The organism is Bacillus sp. MT94 (assembly GCF_058792475.1).
Genome location: NZ_JBXAEZ010000005.1, coordinates 94157 through 112752, shown reverse-complemented (window position 1 = coordinate 112752; position 18596 = coordinate 94157). Strand labels below are relative to the sequence as shown.

Sequence of the window (18596 nt, the reverse complement as noted above, 5' to 3'; positions counted from 1 at the left end):
ACGTGCAAGTAAAAGATCAACTATCATCATTACAACCATATAAACCAGGTAAATCACCAGAACAAATGAAAGAAGTGTACGGAGATCATTCGTTTGTGAAATTAGCATCGAATGAAAATCCATTCGGTTGTTCACCGAAAGTTTTAGAAGAGTTGCAAAAATCTTGGTTGGAACATGCTTTATATCCTGACGGAGGTGCTACGACGCTCCGTCAAACAATCGCGGATAAGTTGCATGTGCAAATGGAACAAGTACTTTGTGGTAGTGGTTTAGATGAAATCATTCAAATAATAAGTCGCGCCGTATTACGAGCGGGAGATAACATTGTAACAGCAGGTGCAACATTCCCGCAATACCGTCATCATGCGATTATTGAAGGCTGTGAAGTGAAAGAAATTCCTTTAAATAATGGTGTATACGATTTAGACGAAATTTTGTCAGCGGTAAATAATAATACGAAAATCGTATGGATTTGTAATCCGAACAACCCGACGGGCACATATGTGAATGAGCAAAAATTAACTCAATTTATTGAAGGCATTAGTGAAAATACGTTAATTGTCATTGATGAAGCGTACTATGAATACGTAACAGCAAAAGATTTCCCTGAGACATTACCGCTTTTAGAAAAACATAAAAACATTCTTGTACTTAGAACGTTTTCTAAAGCATACGGATTAGCTTCTTTCCGCGTTGGATATGCGATCGGACAGGAAGAGCTAATTGAGAAATTAAATGTCGTACGTTTACCATTTAACGTATCTTCATTAGCGCAAAAAGCAGCGACGATTGCTTTTGGTGATAACGAGTTTATTGAAGAAATAGTTCACGTGAATACAGAAGGATTACAGCAATACGAGAGTTTCTGTAAGGAAAACGAAATACCATTTTATTCGTCACAAACTAATTTCATCTTCTTACCGGTAGAGAATGCTGGAGAGATTTATGAAGCTTGTGCACATGCAGGGTTTATTATTCGTCCATTCCCAAATGGTGTCCGTATTACAGTTGGAACAAGGGAGCAAAATGAAGGAGTGATTTCAGTGTTAAAACAACACTTTGAAAACAAAAAAAGTAAGTCTCGAGATGAGACAAATGCGTAAAAAGGTAGTATTAATTGGAACAGGTTTAATAGGAGGCTCTCTCGCCTTAGCAATTAAGAAAGAGCACGATGTAACGATAACAGGGTACGATATATTTCAAGAGCAAGTAGAGCGTGCAAAAGAATTACACGTAGTAGATGAAATAGCAGTTGATTTACAGCGTGCATGTGAAGAGGCACATTTAATTGTTTTTGCTTCTCCAGTTGAAGAAACGAAGAAGCTATTACACAAACTTGCGTCATTCCGTTTACGAGAAGATGTTATAGTGACTGATGTTGGTAGTACAAAAGGGTCTATTATGAACGAAGCGGAAACTTTATTTTCAAAGGAAGTTTCTTTCATTGGGGGACATCCGATGGCGGGTTCTCATAAAACGGGAGTTGAAAGCGCAAAGGCGCATTTATTTGAAAATGCATTTTACATTTTAACACCGATGAATCATATACCAAATGAACAAGTGGAAGACCTTAAAGTATGGTTAAAAGGAACAGGATCTCATTTTCTTGTTTTAAATACAGAAGAACATGATTATGTAACAGGGATTGTTAGTCATTTCCCGCATCTTATCGCAGCAGGTTTAGTAAAGCAAGTTGAGAAACATGCAGGAGATAATCCGCTCATTCATCAACTCGCTGCTGGAGGTTTCAAAGACATTACACGTATCGCATCTAGTAGTCCTAAAATGTGGAGTGATATTGTAAAGCAAAATCGAGAGCATTTAATGGTATTATTAAAAGAGTGGATCTCTGAAATGGAAGGTTTATATAAGACAGTTTCTACCGGAGATGCAGGCGAGATTCAAAACTATTTTGCAGATGCGAAAGAATACCGTGATTCTTTACCAGTAAGAAAGAGTGGTGCAATTCCTGCCTATCACGACTTATACGTTGATGTATTAGATAAGGTGGGGGCATTGGCTCATATTACGAGTATTTTAGCGCGCGAGGAAATTAGTATTACGAACTTGCAAATATTAGAAGCGCGTGAAGGACTGCTTGGGGTATTACGTATTAGTTTCCAAAGGGAAGAAGATCGTATGAAAGCAAAGCTAGCGCTTGGAGAAGAAGAATACCAAACTTATGAAACAATTTAAATGAGAAGGTGAAAAACGTGAAAGAAAGAACAATACAACCTGTTAATAACGGATTGAATGGCAATATTACAATCCCAGGTGATAAATCCATTTCACACCGTGCTGTTATGTTCGGTTCGATTGCAGAAGGGAAAACAACAATTAAAGGTTTCTTGCCCGGTGCAGACTGTTTAAGTACTATTTCATGTTTTAAAGAAATGGGAGTAGAAATTACGCAAAACGGTGATGAAGTTATTGTAGTTGGTAAAGGATTAGAAGGTTTACAAGAACCGAAAGCTGTATTAGATGTTGGTAATTCTGGTACAACAATTCGATTAATGTCAGGTATATTAGCTAACACACCATTTTTCTCTTGCGTACAAGGTGATGAGTCTATCGCAAAAAGACCGATGAAGCGTGTAACAAACCCATTAAAACAAATGGGTGCAAACATTGACGGCAGAGAAGAAGGAACATTTACACCGCTAACAATACGTGGCGGAGATTTAAAAGCAATTGAATATATTTCTCCTGTTGCAAGTGCACAAGTAAAGTCAGCTATTTTACTTGCAGGTCTTCGTGCAGAAGGTGTAACAGCTGTTACAGAACCACATATTTCACGCGACCATACGGAAAGAATGCTTGAAGCATTTGGTGTTAAAGTAACTCGCGAAGGGAAAACAGTGAAGCTGTCAGGTGGACAAAAATTAACAGCAACAGACATTCAAGTGCCAGGTGACGTATCATCAGCAGCATTTTTCTTAGTAGCAGGTGCAATCATCCCAAATAGTAAACTAGTATTACAAAATGTAGGAATGAATCCAACTCGTACAGGTATTATTGATGTTTTAGAGAAAATGGGTGCTACGTTCACTGTAGATCTAATTAACGAAGGGGCATCAGAACCAGCTGCAAATATTACAATTGAAACATCTTCATTAAAAGGAATTGAAATTGGCGGAGATATTATCCCTAGATTAATCGATGAGATTCCTGTAATCGCATTAGCGGCAACGCAAGCGGAAGGAATTACAGTAATTAAAGATGCACACGAATTAAAAGTAAAAGAAACAAATCGTATTGATACAGTCGTTGCTGAGTTAACGAAACTAGGAGCTCGCATAGAAGCAACTGATGACGGCATAATCATTTACGGAAAATCAGCTCTAAAAGGCAATACAGTAAATAGTTATGGTGATCATCGCATCGGAATGATGCTTGCGATTGCTGGCTGCCTGGCAGAAGGAAAAACAATTATTGAAGATGCAGAAGCAGTAGGTGTATCATATCCTACATTCTTTGATGAACTTCAAAAGTTAGCTAAATAATAAGGATGGAAAGCAGATACGTGATGTATCTGCTTTTTTTGTTAAAACGTCTTTCTAATTTCACTTACCGAACTACAATAGAAAGAATTGTGATACAATTCAAACAGGGAATGGAGGAGAATTATATGAATGTCATACAATTAAAAGAAGATAAGTTCAGAGAAGCATTATGTTTATCAGAATACGCTTTTCAATATAAAGTAGATGAGGAACGATTACAGCAGCAACTTACAAAGATGAAGGAAAGTCATGAAATATACGGCATTATGGAAGGGGAAGACTTAGCAGCAAAACTACATCTTATTCCGTTTCATATTTACATAGGTAAAGAAAAATTTAAAATGGGTGGCGTTGCAGGGGTAGCGACGTATCCTGAGTATAGAAGAAGTGGGTATGTAAAAGAGCTACTTCAATATTCACTTCAAACGATGAAAAAAGATGGCTATACAGTCTCTATGTTACATCCATTTGCGGTTTCATTTTACCGTAAATACGGCTGGGAACTTTGTGCGAATTTAGTCACATGTCATATGACTAAGAGCGATTTAGTGATGAAAAAACAAGTAAATGGCACTGTGAAACGTTTCAATAAAGAAAATCATCCAGAAGAAGTCGAGAAGCTCTATGAAGCATTTGCAGAACGTTTTTCAGGTATGTTAGTTCGAGAGAAGAACTGGTGGTTTCAAGCGGTTTATGATGATTTAACATTAGCGATTTACTATGATGAAAATAAAAAGGCAGCCGGTTACATGTTATACAAAATAGAAAACTATAAAATGACAGTAGAAGAATTTGTACCACTGCATAATGAAGCACGAAATGGTCTGTGGAACTTTATTTGCCAGCATGATTCTATGATTAAAGAACTTGAAATGACAGTAAGTGAAAACGAACCGTTGCTATATTCATTGCAAGAGCCACGCGTGAAGACAGAAATAAAACCATATTTTATGGGAAGAATTGTAGATGTAGAGCAGTTCTTAAAACAATATGAGTTGAGCTGGAACAATGTACAGCAAGAAGTGATTCTACACATTACAGACGCATTTGCTCCGTGGAACAACGTATCAGTGAGGCTTGCGAATCATAAAATAACAATTATGAAAGAGGAAACAATAGATAAAGGAATTAAGCTGGATATTAACGCATTATCTACAATAATGTTTGGCTACAAGCGTCCGTTAGAACTTAATGAACTAGAATTCATTAGCGGAAGCGAAGAGGAAATACAAGCATTTGAGAATATAGTTCCAGTACGTAAAGCTTTTATTTATGATTTCTTTTAAGCTTTAAATAGGAAATGGGGCTGTCCCAAACAAAATTTGGGACGGTTTTCTCTTTGGTTCTCGTTTTTGTCGGTAAGTGGATGTATTCTAAAAACCGCTGATATAAATTGATTCACAAACAAGGGATTAAAATTGCAACTATACGTAGTTACGCACTTGACTTTTAGTCCTTGTAATTTATAATTAAAAACGGAATGAATTTTCATTCCTAAAAATAGAGGTGGAAAAAATGGCTAAAAACAAACAAGAGGATATTTTTGATGCTGCGATGCAACTTTTTGCAGAGCGTGGTTACGATGGTACGACAATTCCAATGATCGCTGAAAAGGCAAAAGTCGGTGCGGGTACTATTTATCGCTATTTTGAAAATAAAGAGGCACTAGTTAACTCATTATTTTCAAAAAGTATGTTAGAGCTTTCTGAAATGATAAAAACAGATTTTCCTGTTGAAGCAAATATTCGTGAACAGTTTAGTCATACGTACAACCGTTTATTTGAATTTGCGAGAAACAATGTGGACGCTTTTTTATTTACAAATTCTCACTGTGACAGTTATTTTCTTGATGAACAAAGTAAGAAAATATTTGACGATTTTATAGGCTTCTTTATGAATATTATTGAAGATGGAATCGCAAAAGGTTTTCTTCGTCCATTGCCTCCAGTTGCTTTAATTATTATTGTATATCAGCCGCTAGAAGCATTAACGAAAGTAATTGCAACAGGGCAATTAGAATACTCGAAAGAGTTAGTAAAAGAATTGGAAGAAAGCTCTTGGAATGCTATTAGAATCATTTGATTCTATAGCTTTATAAGGACAGGAATGAATATTCATTCCTAAATAGATTTAAAAAATGAAAGTAGGAGAGGGTATTTGTGCAACCAAAGGAATGAACATTCATTCCGGAAAAGATTAGTTTAATAGGGTCTATAGAATAAATCAATAGAATGATAGGAATGAATATTCATTCCGGAACTAACATTATACTTTCAAAACGGGAGATGATTAAAATGAGTAAGCTAAAAAATTGGAGAAGTTTATCTTTTCTATTATGGATAGTTATTACTATTACAATGATCGTAACGATGCCTAATATGGATAAATTAGTGAAAGAAAAAGGGCATATTACGATTCCGAATACAGAGCAAAGTAGTATCGCTGACAAAATGATAAGAGAGATGGATAAAGACGGGACAGAAAAATATGATGTTATAGCTGTTTTTAATAGTGGAAGTAAAGCAGCTTTAACAACTGAGCAAAAAGATGAAATAATAAAAACAATCAACGCTTTACAAAATGAAAAAGAGCAATTAGGAATTAAGGAAGTTGTTTCACATTTAGATAATAAAGACTTGGAAAAACAATTGATATCTAAAGACAATACGACCATTTTAACGCAAATTTCTGTAGATAAAAAACATGGTGAAATATCAAAAATTGCAAATGGGCTTCATAATAAAATTAAACCGAAGGGAGTTAAAACGTACTTAACAGGAAGTGATTTAATAGCGGGTGATTTTCTTACATCCTCTCAAGAGGGAGTGAAAAAGACAGAAGTTATTTCTATCATTTTCATTTTAGTTGTATTAATCATTGTATTTCGTTCACCAATTGTTCCAATCGTTTCTCTGCTTACAGTGGGTGTATCATATTTAGTTTCAATGGGGATTATTGCCCATCTAGTAGATCAATTTAATTTTCCGTTTTCTAACTTTACACAAGTGTTTGTAGTTGTTGTCCTGTTTGGGGTTGGAACAGACTATAACATTTTATTATATACAAGGTTTAAGGAAGAATTAAGTAAACAAGAAAATGCATTTTTAGCTACGAAAGAAACGTTTAAATCGGCAGGGAAAACCGTTTTATATAGTGGGATAGCAGTACTAATTGGTTTTGCATCTCTTGCTTTAGCGAGTTTTAAATTATATCAATCTACTTCAGCCGTAGCAATTGGTGTCGCAGTATTATTACTCGTATTAACTACGTTAAATCCATTTTTTATGGTGCTTTTAGGAAAAGGAATGTTTTATCCAGTAAAAACATTTAAAGGTCATGAGGATAGTCGTTTATGGGGATTTCTTGCGAAAAACTCAGTAGTAAGACCATTCGCAGCTTTAATCATTGTATTTGTGATATCGATTCCTTTCCTAATGAAATATTCTAACACACTAAATTACAATGATTTATTTGAAGTAGATAATAAATATGAATCGAAAAAGGGGATTAACGTAATAGAAGAACATTTTCCACCTGGTTTTTCTTCACCAAGTACGTTAGTCATTCAATCGGATAACAAGTTAGACGAGGCGAGTTCTCTTCAAACTTTAGATGAACTAACTGATAAGATTTTGAAAGTGAAAGGTGTGTCAGAAGTATATTCACCGACGCGTCCAACTGGGGAAAGGATAAAAGAACTATATATAAATAAACAAGCTGGAGAACTAAATACGGGGTTAGGAGATGCCAATGGTGGTATAAAGGACATTAATGATGGGTTAACTGCTGCGAAAGATAAAATGGGTAGTAAAGACTCAAATAGTCTTGCAAACGTTCAAAAGTTAATTGATGGAACAAACGAAGCGAAAAACGGTGTAACGGCATTAGGAACAGCTTTACATCAACTATCAAGTGGTATAAATGACGGAGCACAAGGTGCGCAACAAATTGAGGGTGGATTAACTTCAGTAAATGAAAATATAAATGTTTTATCTAATGCAACTTCACAACTTCATGCTGGTTATGCACAGTTAGAAAAAGGTTTAAGCTCTTACGATCAATACTTTGGAAGTATTTCTCAAGCAATTGATGGTGCGAAAAAAGGTTATGAACAAATTGAAGTGTTAATGACCAATTTTATTCAAACGAAACCAGAATTAGCAAATGATCCGAACATACTACAAACGATAGGAATTGCTAAAGAGGCTCAGAAGCAATTAGGTGTGCTTTCAAATGAATTAAATCAATTAGCAACGCATCATAAAGCGGCGATGGGCTCATTTAAAGAAGCGAATCAATCGTTATTGAAAGTGGATAACGGTTTAAAAGAAATGAACAATGGAGTTACTAAATTACAAAAAGGAGCAGCTGATCTTAAAAATGGATTAGATGAAGGTGCTTCAGGTTCTAAACAAATTGCGAACAAGTCATCTGAGTTACAAACCGGATTAACAAAAATAAATGATGGGCAAGGCCAGTTATTAACCGGGCTGAAAGACTTGCAAGAACAGATGGGGCAATTACAATCAGGATTATCTAAAAGTACAGAAGGGCTCGAAAAGGTAAGTAACGGACTAGGGGATGCTCAGAAATATTTAGGAGAATTGAATGAATCAAAAAGCTCTGAGAAATTTTATATTCCAAAAGAAGTTTTAGAGGGAGAAGATTTCCAAAAAGCATTGAATACGTACATGTCACATGATAGAAAGACTGCTAAAATGACAATCATTTTAGACGTAAATCCGTATTCAAAAGAAGCGATGCCAATCATTGAAGAAATTAATAAAACGATAGACGGTACATTAAATGGTACAGAATTAAAATCAACAAAAAAAGCGATCGGCGGTACAACAGCAAGAAACGTTGATTTAAAAGAAGTAACGGGCCAAGATTTCTTACGTACAGCTACAATTATGTTAATTGGAATTGCGGTTGTATTACTCGTTATTACACGGTCATTTTTAAATACAATCTTCATTATTGGATCTTTAATATTAGCTTATTTTGCATCACTTGGTATAAGTGAACAAATTAGTACACACATACTAAACGTAGAGTCATTGAGCTGGAATGTACCATTCTTTAGTTTTATAATGATAGTCGCTTTAGGTGTGGATTATAGCATTTTCGTAATGATGAGATACAATGAGCTAGAGGGGGACCCAGCAACGAAAATTGTAAATGCATCTCGTCACATAGGAGGAGTCGTATTATCAGCGGCACTTATTTTAGGTGGTACATTTGCTGCATTAATCCCTTCAGGTGTATTGACGCTTATACAAGTAGCATCTGTTGTTGGTGTTGCACTGTTATTATTAGCTATTATTGTGATGCCAATATTGATACCTGCGTTAATAGGGTTAACGAATAAAATGAAGAATTATACGAAAAAATTAAGTAAAAGAAAGTAAAGAATCCCCTTTTAAAAGGGGATTCTTCTTATTTAATAAATTTGTCCATCACATCTTTATATTTTGCGAATTTTTCATCTTTCATATCTCTGTTCATTATGAAATATGCTTCTATATAATATTATTTCGTTAAAAACGTACATTTTATTCAAGATAGAAAAGGGATGAATAGTAATCAACCGTTGCTATTCATCCAGCTTCTACTATATAATAGCTATAGTCTACAATAATTGAGTCGTAATATGCGATTTTTTAAGACAATCGGTGAGAAAACGCTGAAATAAGCGGTATTAGTAGGAGGACACAAATGATTACAGTAAGTAACGTTAGTTTGCGTTTCGCGGATCGCAAATTATTTGAAGATGTTAACATAAAATTCACGCCAGGTAACTGCTACGGTTTAATCGGAGCAAACGGTGCTGGTAAATCAACATTTCTAAAGATTTTATCTGGAGAAATTGAACCATCAACAGGTGATATACATATTACGCCAGGTGAGCGTCTAGCAGTATTAAAACAGAACCACTTCGAATATGAAGAGTTCCCAGTATTAGAAACAGTAATTATGGGTCACACGCAACTTTACAAAGTAATGCAAGAGAAAAATGCTATTTACATGAAAGAAGACTTTAGTGATGAAGATGGAATGCGTGCTGCAGAACTTGAAGGTGAGTTCGCTGAGCTTAACGGTTGGGAAGCTGAGTCAGAAGCTGCAATCCTTCTAAAAGGTCTTGGTATTGGTGAAGATCTTCATGACAAAAAATTATCAGAATTGACTGGTGCAGAGAAAGTAAAAGTATTACTTGCTCAAGCATTATTCGGTAAACCTGATATTCTATTACTAGATGAGCCTACCAACCACTTGGACTTAAAAGCGATTCAATGGTTAGAAAACTTCTTAATGAACTTTGAAAATACAGTAATCGTTGTATCCCATGACCGTCACTTCTTAAATAAAGTATGTACGCACATGGCTGATCTTGATTTCGGTAAAATTCAACTTTATGTTGGTAACTATGACTTCTGGTATGAGTCAAGCCAATTAGCTTTAAAATTAACACAAGATGCTAATAAGAAAAAAGAAGAGAAAGTAAAAGAGTTACAAAACTTCATTGCACGCTTTAGCTCAAACGCATCTAAAGCGAAACAAGCAACTTCTCGTAAAAAATTATTAGATAAAATTACATTAGATGATATTAGACCATCATCACGTCGTTACCCATTCGTTGGCTTCACACCTGAGCGTGAAATAGGAAATGACTTATTAACTGTTGAAGGCCTTTCTAAAACAATTGATGGCGAAAAAGTGTTAGATAATGTGTACTTCACTTTAAATAAAGGTGATAAAGTTGCATTTATCGGTCGTAACGATATCGCGATGACAACATTATTTAAAATCCTTATGGGTGAAATGGAGCCAGATAGCGGTTCATTCAAATGGGGTGTTACAACATCTCAATCTTACTTCCCAAGAGATAACTCTAAATACTTTGAGAACAGTGACTATAACTTAGTTGATTGGTTACGCCAATTCTCTCCACAAGATGAGTCAGAAAGCTTCTTACGTGGTTTCTTAGGCCGTATGTTATTCTCAGGTGAAGAAGTTAAGAAGAACGTTTCTGTATTATCTGGAGGCGAAAAAGTTCGTTGTATGTTATCTAAAATGATGTTAAGTGGTGCGAACGTAATCACACTTGACGATCCAACGAACCACTTAGACCTTGAGTCTATCACTGCATTAAACAACGGTTTAATTGCTTTCAAAGGTACAATGTTATTCACATCTCATGACCATCAGTTCGTACAAACAATTGCAAACCGCATTATCGAAGTAACACCAAACGGTGTAATCGATAAAGAGGCAACTTACGATGAGTACTTAGAAAATGAAGAACTTCAAAAACAAGTAGATGCAATGTACAAAGGTCAATAATATATCATGAAAAAACTCGCTCTTTTTAGAGCGAGTTTTTTTGTCGAGAAAACATAACACCACTGGTGGGGCAAATGAATAATTATTCAAATATAATATTAGTGAACATGAGGATTTTTCATGTACGGAAGAGATGTAATGACTTTAAGATTTAGTTGAAGCAGGGGAATGTAAGGTGAGCAATATAATTAAATAACATTATTTTGTCATGTGAAATATGTACCAAAATTGGAGATAGAATAGTTTGCGAATGAGTTTATAAAGGTATATAGTATGGGATGTCATAATTAGTGGATTAATCTTGGGAGAAAACAGGAAATGTTACAAATTTATTTTGTTAAATAGAAACCAAGGTCAAAATGTTTAAAAAGAAATAGTTGAATAAATACTAGCTTCAAATTATAATTACTAATATTCTTCATATAGTTAAATAAAGATAATCTATTTGAAGAAGAAAATTTGAATAGAGAGACAGACTTATAAAAAATAAGCCTTGGATGATTAAAAGAGGTGGAGAAATGAAACAGTTCTTATTAAAGAGCAAAAGTGTGTTAAGCAATCATTTTGGATTCTTTCTGTTTGCCGTTATTTTATTTTGGCTCAAAACATATGCCGCGTATGTAACGGAATTTAATTTAGGAATTTCAAACACAATCCAAAAATTCTTGCTGTTTTTCAACCCGCTTAGTTCAGCAGTTCTATTTTTAGGACTTGCATTATTTGCAAAAGGGAAACGATCTTATATTTGGTTAATCGTTATCAACTTGTTATTGTCGATTCTTTTATACGCAAACGTAGTATACTATCGCTTTTTCAGTGACTTTATTACGTTCCCGACATTAACACAAACGAATAACTTTGGAGATTTAGGTGGTAGTATTCTTGCGTTGCTACATCTTTATGATCCACTATACTTTTTAGACACGATTATATTAATTGTGTTAGTCGCAACAAAATTTGCAAATCCAAAACCAATTCGTGTTGCGAAGCATAAATTATCTCTAGTATTTGTAGCAGGTATTTTATTATTCAGTGTTAACTTAGGTCTTGCAGAGTCTGACCGTCCTGAATTATTAACAAGAACGTTTGACCGTAATTATATTGTGAAATATTTAGGGGCATACAACTACACAATTTATGATGGAATTCAAAGTGCGAAAGCATCGACAGAACGAGCATTAGCTGATGGCGATAATATGACAGAAGTACGAAATTATTTAACCTCAACTTATGCAAGTCCAAATCCTGAGTATTTCGGTAAAGGAAAGGGAATGAACGTAATTTATATTCATTTAGAGTCATTCCAAAACTTCTTAATTGATTACAAATTAAATGGTCAAGAAGTTACACCGTTCTTAAACTCATTTACAAAAGATGCGAATACACTATACTTTGATAACTTCTTCCATCAAACAGGACAAGGGAAAACATCTGATGCGGAGTTTATGTTAGAGAATTCAATGTTTGGTTTACCGCAAGGTTCTGTCTTTACAACGAAATCTCATAATACGTATCAATCAGCACCAGCTATTTTAGGACAACAAGGATACACATCAGCAGTATTCCACGGTAACTACAAAACATTCTGGAACCGTGACGATATTTATAAATCATTTGGTTTTAATAAATTCTTTGATGCGTCATACTACGATATGAATGAAAAAGATGTAGTAAACTACGGATTAAAAGATAAACCGTTCTTTAATGAATCTATTCCGTTATTACAAACGTTGAAACAGCCTTTCTATACGAAGTTTATTACGTTATCGAACCATTTCCCTTATCCAATCGATAAGGCAGAAGCAACGATTGAACCAGCAACAACAGGTGATTCATCAGTAGATACGTACTTCCAAACAGCACGCTATTTAGATGAATCTGTAAAAGGCTTCATCGATTACTTGAAACAATCTGGTTTATATGATAACTCAATTATCGTTATGTACGGAGACCATTACGGTATTTCAGATAATCATAATGCAGCAATGTCAAAAGTAATGGGTAAAGAAATGAACTCATTTGAAAATGCACAGTTACAACGTGTGCCTTTAATCGTTCGTGTACCAGGGGTGAAAGGTGGCGTACAACATCAATATGGCGGTGAAATTGACGTTCTTCCTACGTTATTACACTTACTAGGTACAGATACGAAAAACTATGTTCAATTCGGTTCAGATTTATTATCACCAGAGCATAAACAAGTCGTTGCGTTCCGTAACGGTAACTACGTAAGCCCAACTGTTACTGCACTAAACGGCAAATACTATGATACAACAACTGGAAAACCTGTAGAATTTACAGATGAAATAAAGAAAAATGAACAAATGGTTCAAAACTCACTAAAATACTCTGACCAAGTCGTAAATGGTGACTTATTACGATTCTACACACCGGAAGGATTCACTCCAGTAGATCGTTCGAAGTATAACTATAACAATCGTGATAAAAACAAAACGAAGGTAAAAACGACTCCGGAAGGGGAAGCTAAATAATAAAAGGCGCTATTCATATGAATAGCGCTTTTTATTTGTAAATATACCATCATTATTAGACAGAACTAGCTGTTGCTTTTTGTTTTGCTTTTCCGAAGAAAACTACACCGACGATGATAATAATGATAAATGCCCATTTAATGAAAGGGTTACTTTCGAAAAATCCAGCAAACCATTTCTCATCTACAATCATTTTTGCAGCAGTATAAGCTAAAACGGCTGCTCCAATCGTAATGATGACAGGAAAACGATCCACCCATTTTAAAATCAATGTGCTGCCCCATACGACTACAGGAATAGACACTAATAATCCAATGATTACTAAAGAAAAGTTACCATGGGCAGCTCCTGCAACAGCGAGTACATTATCAATGCCCATTAACGCATCAGCGATAATAATGGTTTTAATAGCAGACCAAAATCCTTCTTCGGCTTTAATATCATGATTTTTACCCTCAGCAATCAACTTGTAAGCGATCCATATAAGAAGTATACCGCCAATTAGGAGTAAACCAGGTATTTTTAATAACCAAACGACAACTAAGGTAGCGAGGGCTCTAATAGCGATCGCCCCGACAGTACCCCATATGATAACTTTTTTTTGTTGGTCTTTCGGTAATCTTCTTGCTGCTAATCCAATTACGATGGCATTATCTCCGGCTAACACTAAATCGATTACAATGATGGCAAGCAAGGCAGACAAATATTCAGATGAGAGAAACTCCATATACATATCACTCCTTATGGTTAATATGTGCTAAAGTGTTGATAATATAAAAAGGGTTGAAATTTTATATTCAATCCATAATTTCTTAATATATTTTGATAAATCTGTTTTAATTTCGTATAAGTCGCTTTTGCAATCTTTTTTGTTTTTCGATTCTTTTTCTTAATTTTCGATTCATCTTTTTAATACGGTTTTCTTTTCTACTATCCCAGTTATCACTTCTGATTTCATTAATAGATGTATCTTCCTTAGCGCGAAAACGCCTTACTTTTTTTACGAAGGAAAGGGGGATGTTGCCGATAACACCTTGTTTTTCTAACGAATCCTCTTTACCTAGACACCAATCAGGATGAGATAATAAATAATCGAAATCAAATATTATCTCGTATTTTTTATCCATATATGTATACCATTCATCTAAAGTACACTTATTTTTTGTATGTAAATATATTGATCCATCAGTCATAGCGCAGCACCAATAGTCAAAATAGCTCCATAGTACCCATTCTTTCGGTACATCTAGTGTTAAAATTACCATTTTTGAATTTGTTCTACCCCAAGCTTTATGATTTCGATTTGGGTGATTATTTGCTTCCCAGACCCAAATAGGATAGTTACCTTCGTAATGAGGCAATCTTGTTTTAGCAACGCGCACCATCCAGTCATATGAATATAAATCGTCTGGATCGATGAATTCTTTATTACCTTCTAAATAATCAAGTTTCTTAAATTGTTTCCAAGCTTCTTCAGTTTGTACTGTATATACGATCATATGGCACCTACTTATTTAAACTAAATTTTAGTATAACATGTGATTTTGAATTTTTATTGATATTAGAGAAGGGGGAATTTGAGTCGAATATACGAAGAGAAATTCCCAAAACGACAAAAAGACTTGATTCCCAGCTAAAGGGAATCAAGTCTTTTCATTACATACGATTATCATGCCAGAAGTTTAATGGGAAATGTTCGTTCTCATTATATGCTTCTAATTCATATCCTTTTTCTTTCAGTCCTTTAATAATTCCAGGTACTGCTTTTACTGATTGTGGATGAATATCATGCATAAGGATAACTTCTGTTGGATTTGTAGCACCATGTAACACGTTCTCTACAATTTTAGCAGATGCAGCATCAACTTGCATTTTGTTGTATTTCCAGTCTAAAGAATCAATTGTCCAATCCCAAACTTTTAAGCCATTTTCTACAACTTTGTTGCGAAGAGCTTCGTTTAATCCTGGCATAGAGCCGTAAGATGGACGAGTTAATACTGGTGATTTACCTAAAACACCAGCGATTAAGCCTTGGTCTTCCTTCATTTCATCTACGTAATGACCTTCTGTGTAAAGTTTCTTGTAGTTATGAGTCATACTGTGCATCCCAACGTAGTGGCCTTCAGCATCTTCGCGTTTTACAAGATCAGGGAAAGCTTTTACGTTTGAACCAATTAGGAAGAATGTTGCTTTTGCATTTTCTTTCTTTAACATATCTAAAAGCTCAGCTGTGTATTTTCCAGGACCATCATCAAATGTTAAATAAGCGACTTTTCTAACTTGCCCGTTATAATGTTTAGGAGCTTCTTTCGGAGCAAGAGATGTTTGAATCTCACTTACAAGTTGAACAGATTTTGCTTCATCCTCTGTACTAGCTAGAGCAGTATGTACTGATCCCAAAGCCGCTTCGTATGTGAATAATACCCCCGCACAAACTAACATAGCCCTTTTTACTAAAGTTGTCATTCGAATTCCATTGTGCATAATTTTCCTTCTCTCTATAAAAGTTCTACTCTACTATATTAGCAATTATAGGTAGGGAAATGCAAAAAAACTTTTTTACAAGTGTAAAAAAGTTTACTCAAAAGTATGCAAGATTGTATATCAATTGCAGTTTTGAAAAATAGGATGAATTTAAACTTTATTATTTAAACTTTCAATCATCAAATTTAAATCTTCTAATAAGGATGCATGCGCTTTTTTAGGAGAACCTGTATCAAAGGGAGGCTGAGGGTCGTATTCTAACATGAGTTGAACTGCTTTGCTTTTTTCATCTCCAAATTCCCAAGCTATTAACTGAAGGGCCATATCAATACCTGCAGATACACCAGCAGCTGTTATTATTTTTTCATGGCGCACGAATCTCTCTTCAGTTGGAACAGCTCCGAGAGAACGAAGTAAGTTAAAACAGCTCCAATGACTAGTAGCATTAACACCATTTAGTAGACCAGTAGCACCTAAGATTAAGGAGCCCGTACATACAGTTGTAGTCCACTTTGTCGTTTTATGTATTTGGAGAATCCAATTAAGAGTTTCTTCATCCTTCATAAGTTGTGTAAAGTTTGGTGGACGACATCCGGGAATAATAAGAATATCTGCTGAAGTAATTTCATTAAAATTGTAATCAGCATGTAAATAGCCCATTTTCGAATCTAATTTTATTAATCCCTTCGTTTTAGCAACAAATTTTATGTTGTTGTTGCTTTCTGCAGCAAATACTTCGTATGGACCAATAGCATCTAATGCAGTAATTCCATCATAGAGCATAATAACGATTTCCATTAAAACCTCTCCTTTATTTGTTACGAATTGAATCTAGTAACGATAAGGAAGATAAAATTATTGAATATTCTTTTATCGTTACTTTAAATATACTATACCCCTAATGTGTATCGCTTAGTGCAACTGTGTCAAAGGTGTGACGAAATCTATGAATAGGTTCATTTATTTTGAAAAGATGTATTCACTTATTTAATGGGTAAAAGTTTAATTTACTTGGAATTTCTATTAAAAACGATATGCAACTTTCACAGAAAGAAGAAATGAAAAATATAGTACTTAGGCTAAAGTCTTAAAACGAAAGGAGACTAATCATACTTTCGTATCATTTCATTTTCGTTCCAATTATTGATTCGAATATTTTTGTTTTTTATTAAAATATTGGTAAAGAAACAATTACATGAAAAAAGGAGTGGGAATATGGATAATTATATTTGCACTACATGTGGAGTACAGTATCCCGAAAATGAAGAAGCACCTTCGCGCTGTAAAATTTGTAATGAGGAAAGACAATATGTTAATCCAATTGGGCAGTCATGGACAACATTAGAAACGATGCAAAATAGCAATTTATACAAAAACGAAATAATAAAAGAAGAAAGCGGTTTGTATAGCATTACTACTAAACCTAAATTTGCGATTGGACAAACAGCATTTTTAATACAAAGTAAAACTCTAAATGTTATGTGGGATTGCATTAGTTATTTAGATGATAAAACGATACAACGTATATATGATTTAGGTGGTATTCAAGCAATAGCACTTTCTCATCCACATTATTACTCTACACAAGTTAAATGGGCGGAAACATTCAATGTACCTATTTATATTCATGAAGATGATAAAGAGTGGGTGGTTCGTCCGAGTAAGCAAATTAAATTTTGGTCTGGGGAGCATCTGATATTATCGGAAGAACTTACATTGCATCGCTTAGGAGGCCATTTTAAGGGGGGAACTGTTATACATTGGAAAGACGGTAATGAAGGGAAAGGCATTTTGTTATCAGGTGATATTATACAAGTAGTTTCGGATCGAAAATGGGTAAGTTTTATGTATAGTTATCCCAATCTCATTCCATTACCAGCGAATAAAGTTAGAGATATGGCAGAGAAGGTAAAAGATATCCAATTTAGTCGACTATATAATGCATTTCATGGTGTGGTGGAAGATGCGAATAAAGCTGTACAAAGATCTGCTGATCGGTATATAAAGGCCCTGCAAGGAGAACTATTTCATACGTAATAGCTTGTAATTCATCTCTACATTTATATAACTAACTTTATATGAATTTTATACTAAAGTCCTATTGTTTATTAACTAATAGGTCTTTCAACTTAGGAAGTTCACACTAATGAGGGATGTTAAAGGGAATATATGTAACCTATACTAATTACTATAAAGCTTTGGAAAATGAAAAGGAGGAGATTTGCATGAAGAATTGGGTTCAATTTAGAATTGCAAGACCAACAGATAAATTTGAAGAAGTGATAAATTTTTATGAAACAGGATTAGGTTTAAAACGTATAGGGGAATTTCACAATCATGAAGGATATGATGGGGTTATGTTTGGCTTACCAGATGAAGAGTATCATTTGGAGTTTACTACACATGTTAATGGAAGTCCATGTCCGGCACCGACAAAAGATAATTTACTAGTTTTTTATATGCCTAATAAAGATGAAATTGAAAAGATAGTGAATCGATTAAGTAATATGGGCTATCATGAGGTGGAACCAGAAAACCCGTATTGGATAGAGAAAGGAACCACAATAGAGGATCCAGATGGTTGGAGAATTGTGCTTATGAATGCATCTGAATAAAGAAACTATTTTCATATGAAATAGAGTGTAACAAAATGATTTAGACATAAATCCCTACAGTGTTTGTAGGGATTTTTATATAAGAAGATCTTATTGAGAGAGTTATTAAAATGTAGAAAGTATTTTGGCTAAGAACAAATGTAATAAACATAATTTAT

Annotated in this window: 14 protein-coding genes; 10 read left to right on the top strand and 4 right to left on the bottom strand. The window is 34.5% G+C overall.

What is annotated here, in order from left to right; all coding sequences use genetic code 11:
* Window positions 1-2: 2 nt before the first annotated feature.
* From hisC to ltaS, 8 genes are all read left to right on the top strand, one after another.
* Window positions 3-1103: a histidinol-phosphate transaminase gene (gene hisC / locus AC1Q51_RS18760; RefSeq protein WP_075717735.1), complete on the top strand. Its 1101-nt coding sequence runs from the start codon at window positions 3-5 to the stop codon at window positions 1101-1103.
* Window positions 1096-2196 carry a prephenate dehydrogenase gene (tyrA, locus tag AC1Q51_RS18755; RefSeq protein ID WP_075717745.1) on the top strand — a complete coding sequence of 367 codons (1101 nt, stop codon included), beginning with the start codon at window positions 1096-1098 and terminating at the stop codon, window positions 2194-2196. Before hisC ends, tyrA begins: the two co-directional genes overlap by 8 nt.
* A gap of 17 nt (window positions 2197-2213) precedes the next feature.
* Entirely contained in the window at window positions 2214-3503 is a 1290-nt protein-coding gene (aroA, locus tag AC1Q51_RS18750; protein WP_492331638.1) for a 3-phosphoshikimate 1-carboxyvinyltransferase, read from the top strand.
* A gap of 125 nt (window positions 3504-3628) precedes the next feature.
* Entirely contained in the window at window positions 3629-4789 is a 1161-nt protein-coding gene (locus AC1Q51_RS18745) for a GNAT family N-acetyltransferase (protein WP_492331637.1), read from the top strand.
* A 229-nt stretch (window positions 4790-5018) separates the two neighbouring features.
* On the top strand, window positions 5019-5585 hold the full coding sequence (locus AC1Q51_RS18740; protein WP_001107300.1) for a TetR/AcrR family transcriptional regulator: 567 nt from the start codon (window positions 5019-5021) through the stop codon (window positions 5583-5585).
* A 212-nt stretch (window positions 5586-5797) separates the two neighbouring features.
* Window positions 5798-8914 (top strand): MMPL family transporter, encoded by a 3117-nt coding sequence (locus AC1Q51_RS18735; RefSeq protein WP_000040248.1) that lies wholly within the window; start codon window positions 5798-5800, stop codon window positions 8912-8914.
* Between the two features lie 307 nt (window positions 8915-9221).
* Entirely contained in the window at window positions 9222-10847 is a 1626-nt protein-coding gene (locus AC1Q51_RS18730; protein WP_000633860.1) for an ABC-F family ATP-binding cassette domain-containing protein, read from the top strand.
* A 518-nt stretch (window positions 10848-11365) separates the two neighbouring features.
* Entirely contained in the window at window positions 11366-13339 is a 1974-nt protein-coding gene (gene ltaS / locus AC1Q51_RS18725) for a lipoteichoic acid synthase (protein WP_000808748.1), read from the top strand.
* Between the two features lie 55 nt (window positions 13340-13394).
* On the opposite strand, the gene AC1Q51_RS18720 is transcribed toward ltaS, so the two are convergent.
* The 4 genes from AC1Q51_RS18720 to AC1Q51_RS18705 form a co-directional block, all read right to left on the bottom strand.
* Window positions 13395-14066, bottom strand: a complete 672-nt coding sequence (locus AC1Q51_RS18720) for a TerC family protein (protein WP_000395169.1) — start codon at window positions 14064-14066, stop codon at window positions 13395-13397.
* A gap of 109 nt (window positions 14067-14175) precedes the next feature.
* Window positions 14176-14838: a DUF3841 domain-containing protein gene (locus tag AC1Q51_RS18715; RefSeq protein ID WP_097923909.1), complete on the bottom strand. Its 663-nt coding sequence runs from the start codon at window positions 14836-14838 to the stop codon at window positions 14176-14178.
* Window positions 14839-14995: 157 nt separating this feature from the next.
* Window positions 14996-15823 carry a peptidoglycan-N-acetylglucosamine deacetylase gene (locus tag AC1Q51_RS18710; protein WP_000551449.1) on the bottom strand — a complete coding sequence of 276 codons (828 nt, stop codon included), beginning with the start codon at window positions 15821-15823 and terminating at the stop codon, window positions 14996-14998.
* Window positions 15824-15973: 150 nt separating this feature from the next.
* Window positions 15974-16621 (bottom strand): DJ-1/PfpI family protein, encoded by a 648-nt coding sequence (locus AC1Q51_RS18705; RefSeq protein ID WP_075717741.1) that lies wholly within the window; start codon window positions 16619-16621, stop codon window positions 15974-15976.
* Between the two features lie 417 nt (window positions 16622-17038).
* Here AC1Q51_RS18705 and AC1Q51_RS18700 point away from each other — a divergent pair, with 417 nt between their 5' ends.
* A complete protein-coding gene (locus AC1Q51_RS18700; protein ID WP_000371021.1) occupies window positions 17039-17860 on the top strand; it encodes an MBL fold metallo-hydrolase in 822 nt (273 codons plus the stop codon).
* 188 nt (window positions 17861-18048) lie between these two features.
* The gene (locus AC1Q51_RS18695) at window positions 18049-18438 is read left to right on the top strand and encodes a VOC family protein (RefSeq protein WP_000800663.1); all 390 of its coding nucleotides are present in this window, start codon (window positions 18049-18051) and stop codon (window positions 18436-18438) included.
* The last annotated feature ends 158 nt before the right edge of the window (window positions 18439-18596 follow it).

What these genes read in the sequence shown, in the direction of transcription:
- AC1Q51_RS18730 (WP_000633860.1), top strand. Translation starts at nt 9,222, where the DNA reads ATGATTACAGTAAGTAACGTTAGTTTGCGTTTCGCGGATCGCAAATTA.
- AC1Q51_RS18720 (WP_000395169.1), bottom strand. Translation starts at nt 14,066, where the DNA reads ATGGAGTTTCTCTCATCTGAATATTTGTCTGCCTTGCTTGCCATCATT.
- tyrA (WP_075717745.1), top strand. Translation starts at nt 1,096, where the DNA reads ATGCGTAAAAAGGTAGTATTAATTGGAACAGGTTTAATAGGAGGCTCT.
- AC1Q51_RS18740 (WP_001107300.1), top strand. Translation starts at nt 5,019, where the DNA reads ATGGCTAAAAACAAACAAGAGGATATTTTTGATGCTGCGATGCAACTT.
- AC1Q51_RS18745 (WP_492331637.1), top strand. Translation starts at nt 3,629, where the DNA reads ATGAATGTCATACAATTAAAAGAAGATAAGTTCAGAGAAGCATTATGT.
- AC1Q51_RS18705 (WP_075717741.1), bottom strand. Translation starts at nt 16,621, where the DNA reads ATGGAAATCGTTATTATGCTCTATGATGGAATTACTGCATTAGATGCT.
- AC1Q51_RS18710 (WP_000551449.1), bottom strand. Translation starts at nt 15,823, where the DNA reads ATGCACAATGGAATTCGAATGACAACTTTAGTAAAAAGGGCTATGTTA.
- ltaS (WP_000808748.1), top strand. Translation starts at nt 11,366, where the DNA reads ATGAAACAGTTCTTATTAAAGAGCAAAAGTGTGTTAAGCAATCATTTT.
- AC1Q51_RS18715 (WP_097923909.1), bottom strand. Translation starts at nt 14,838, where the DNA reads ATGATCGTATATACAGTACAAACTGAAGAAGCTTGGAAACAATTTAAG.
- AC1Q51_RS18695 (WP_000800663.1), top strand. Translation starts at nt 18,049, where the DNA reads ATGAAGAATTGGGTTCAATTTAGAATTGCAAGACCAACAGATAAATTT.
- AC1Q51_RS18700 (WP_000371021.1), top strand. Translation starts at nt 17,039, where the DNA reads ATGGATAATTATATTTGCACTACATGTGGAGTACAGTATCCCGAAAAT.
- AC1Q51_RS18735 (WP_000040248.1), top strand. Translation starts at nt 5,798, where the DNA reads ATGAGTAAGCTAAAAAATTGGAGAAGTTTATCTTTTCTATTATGGATA.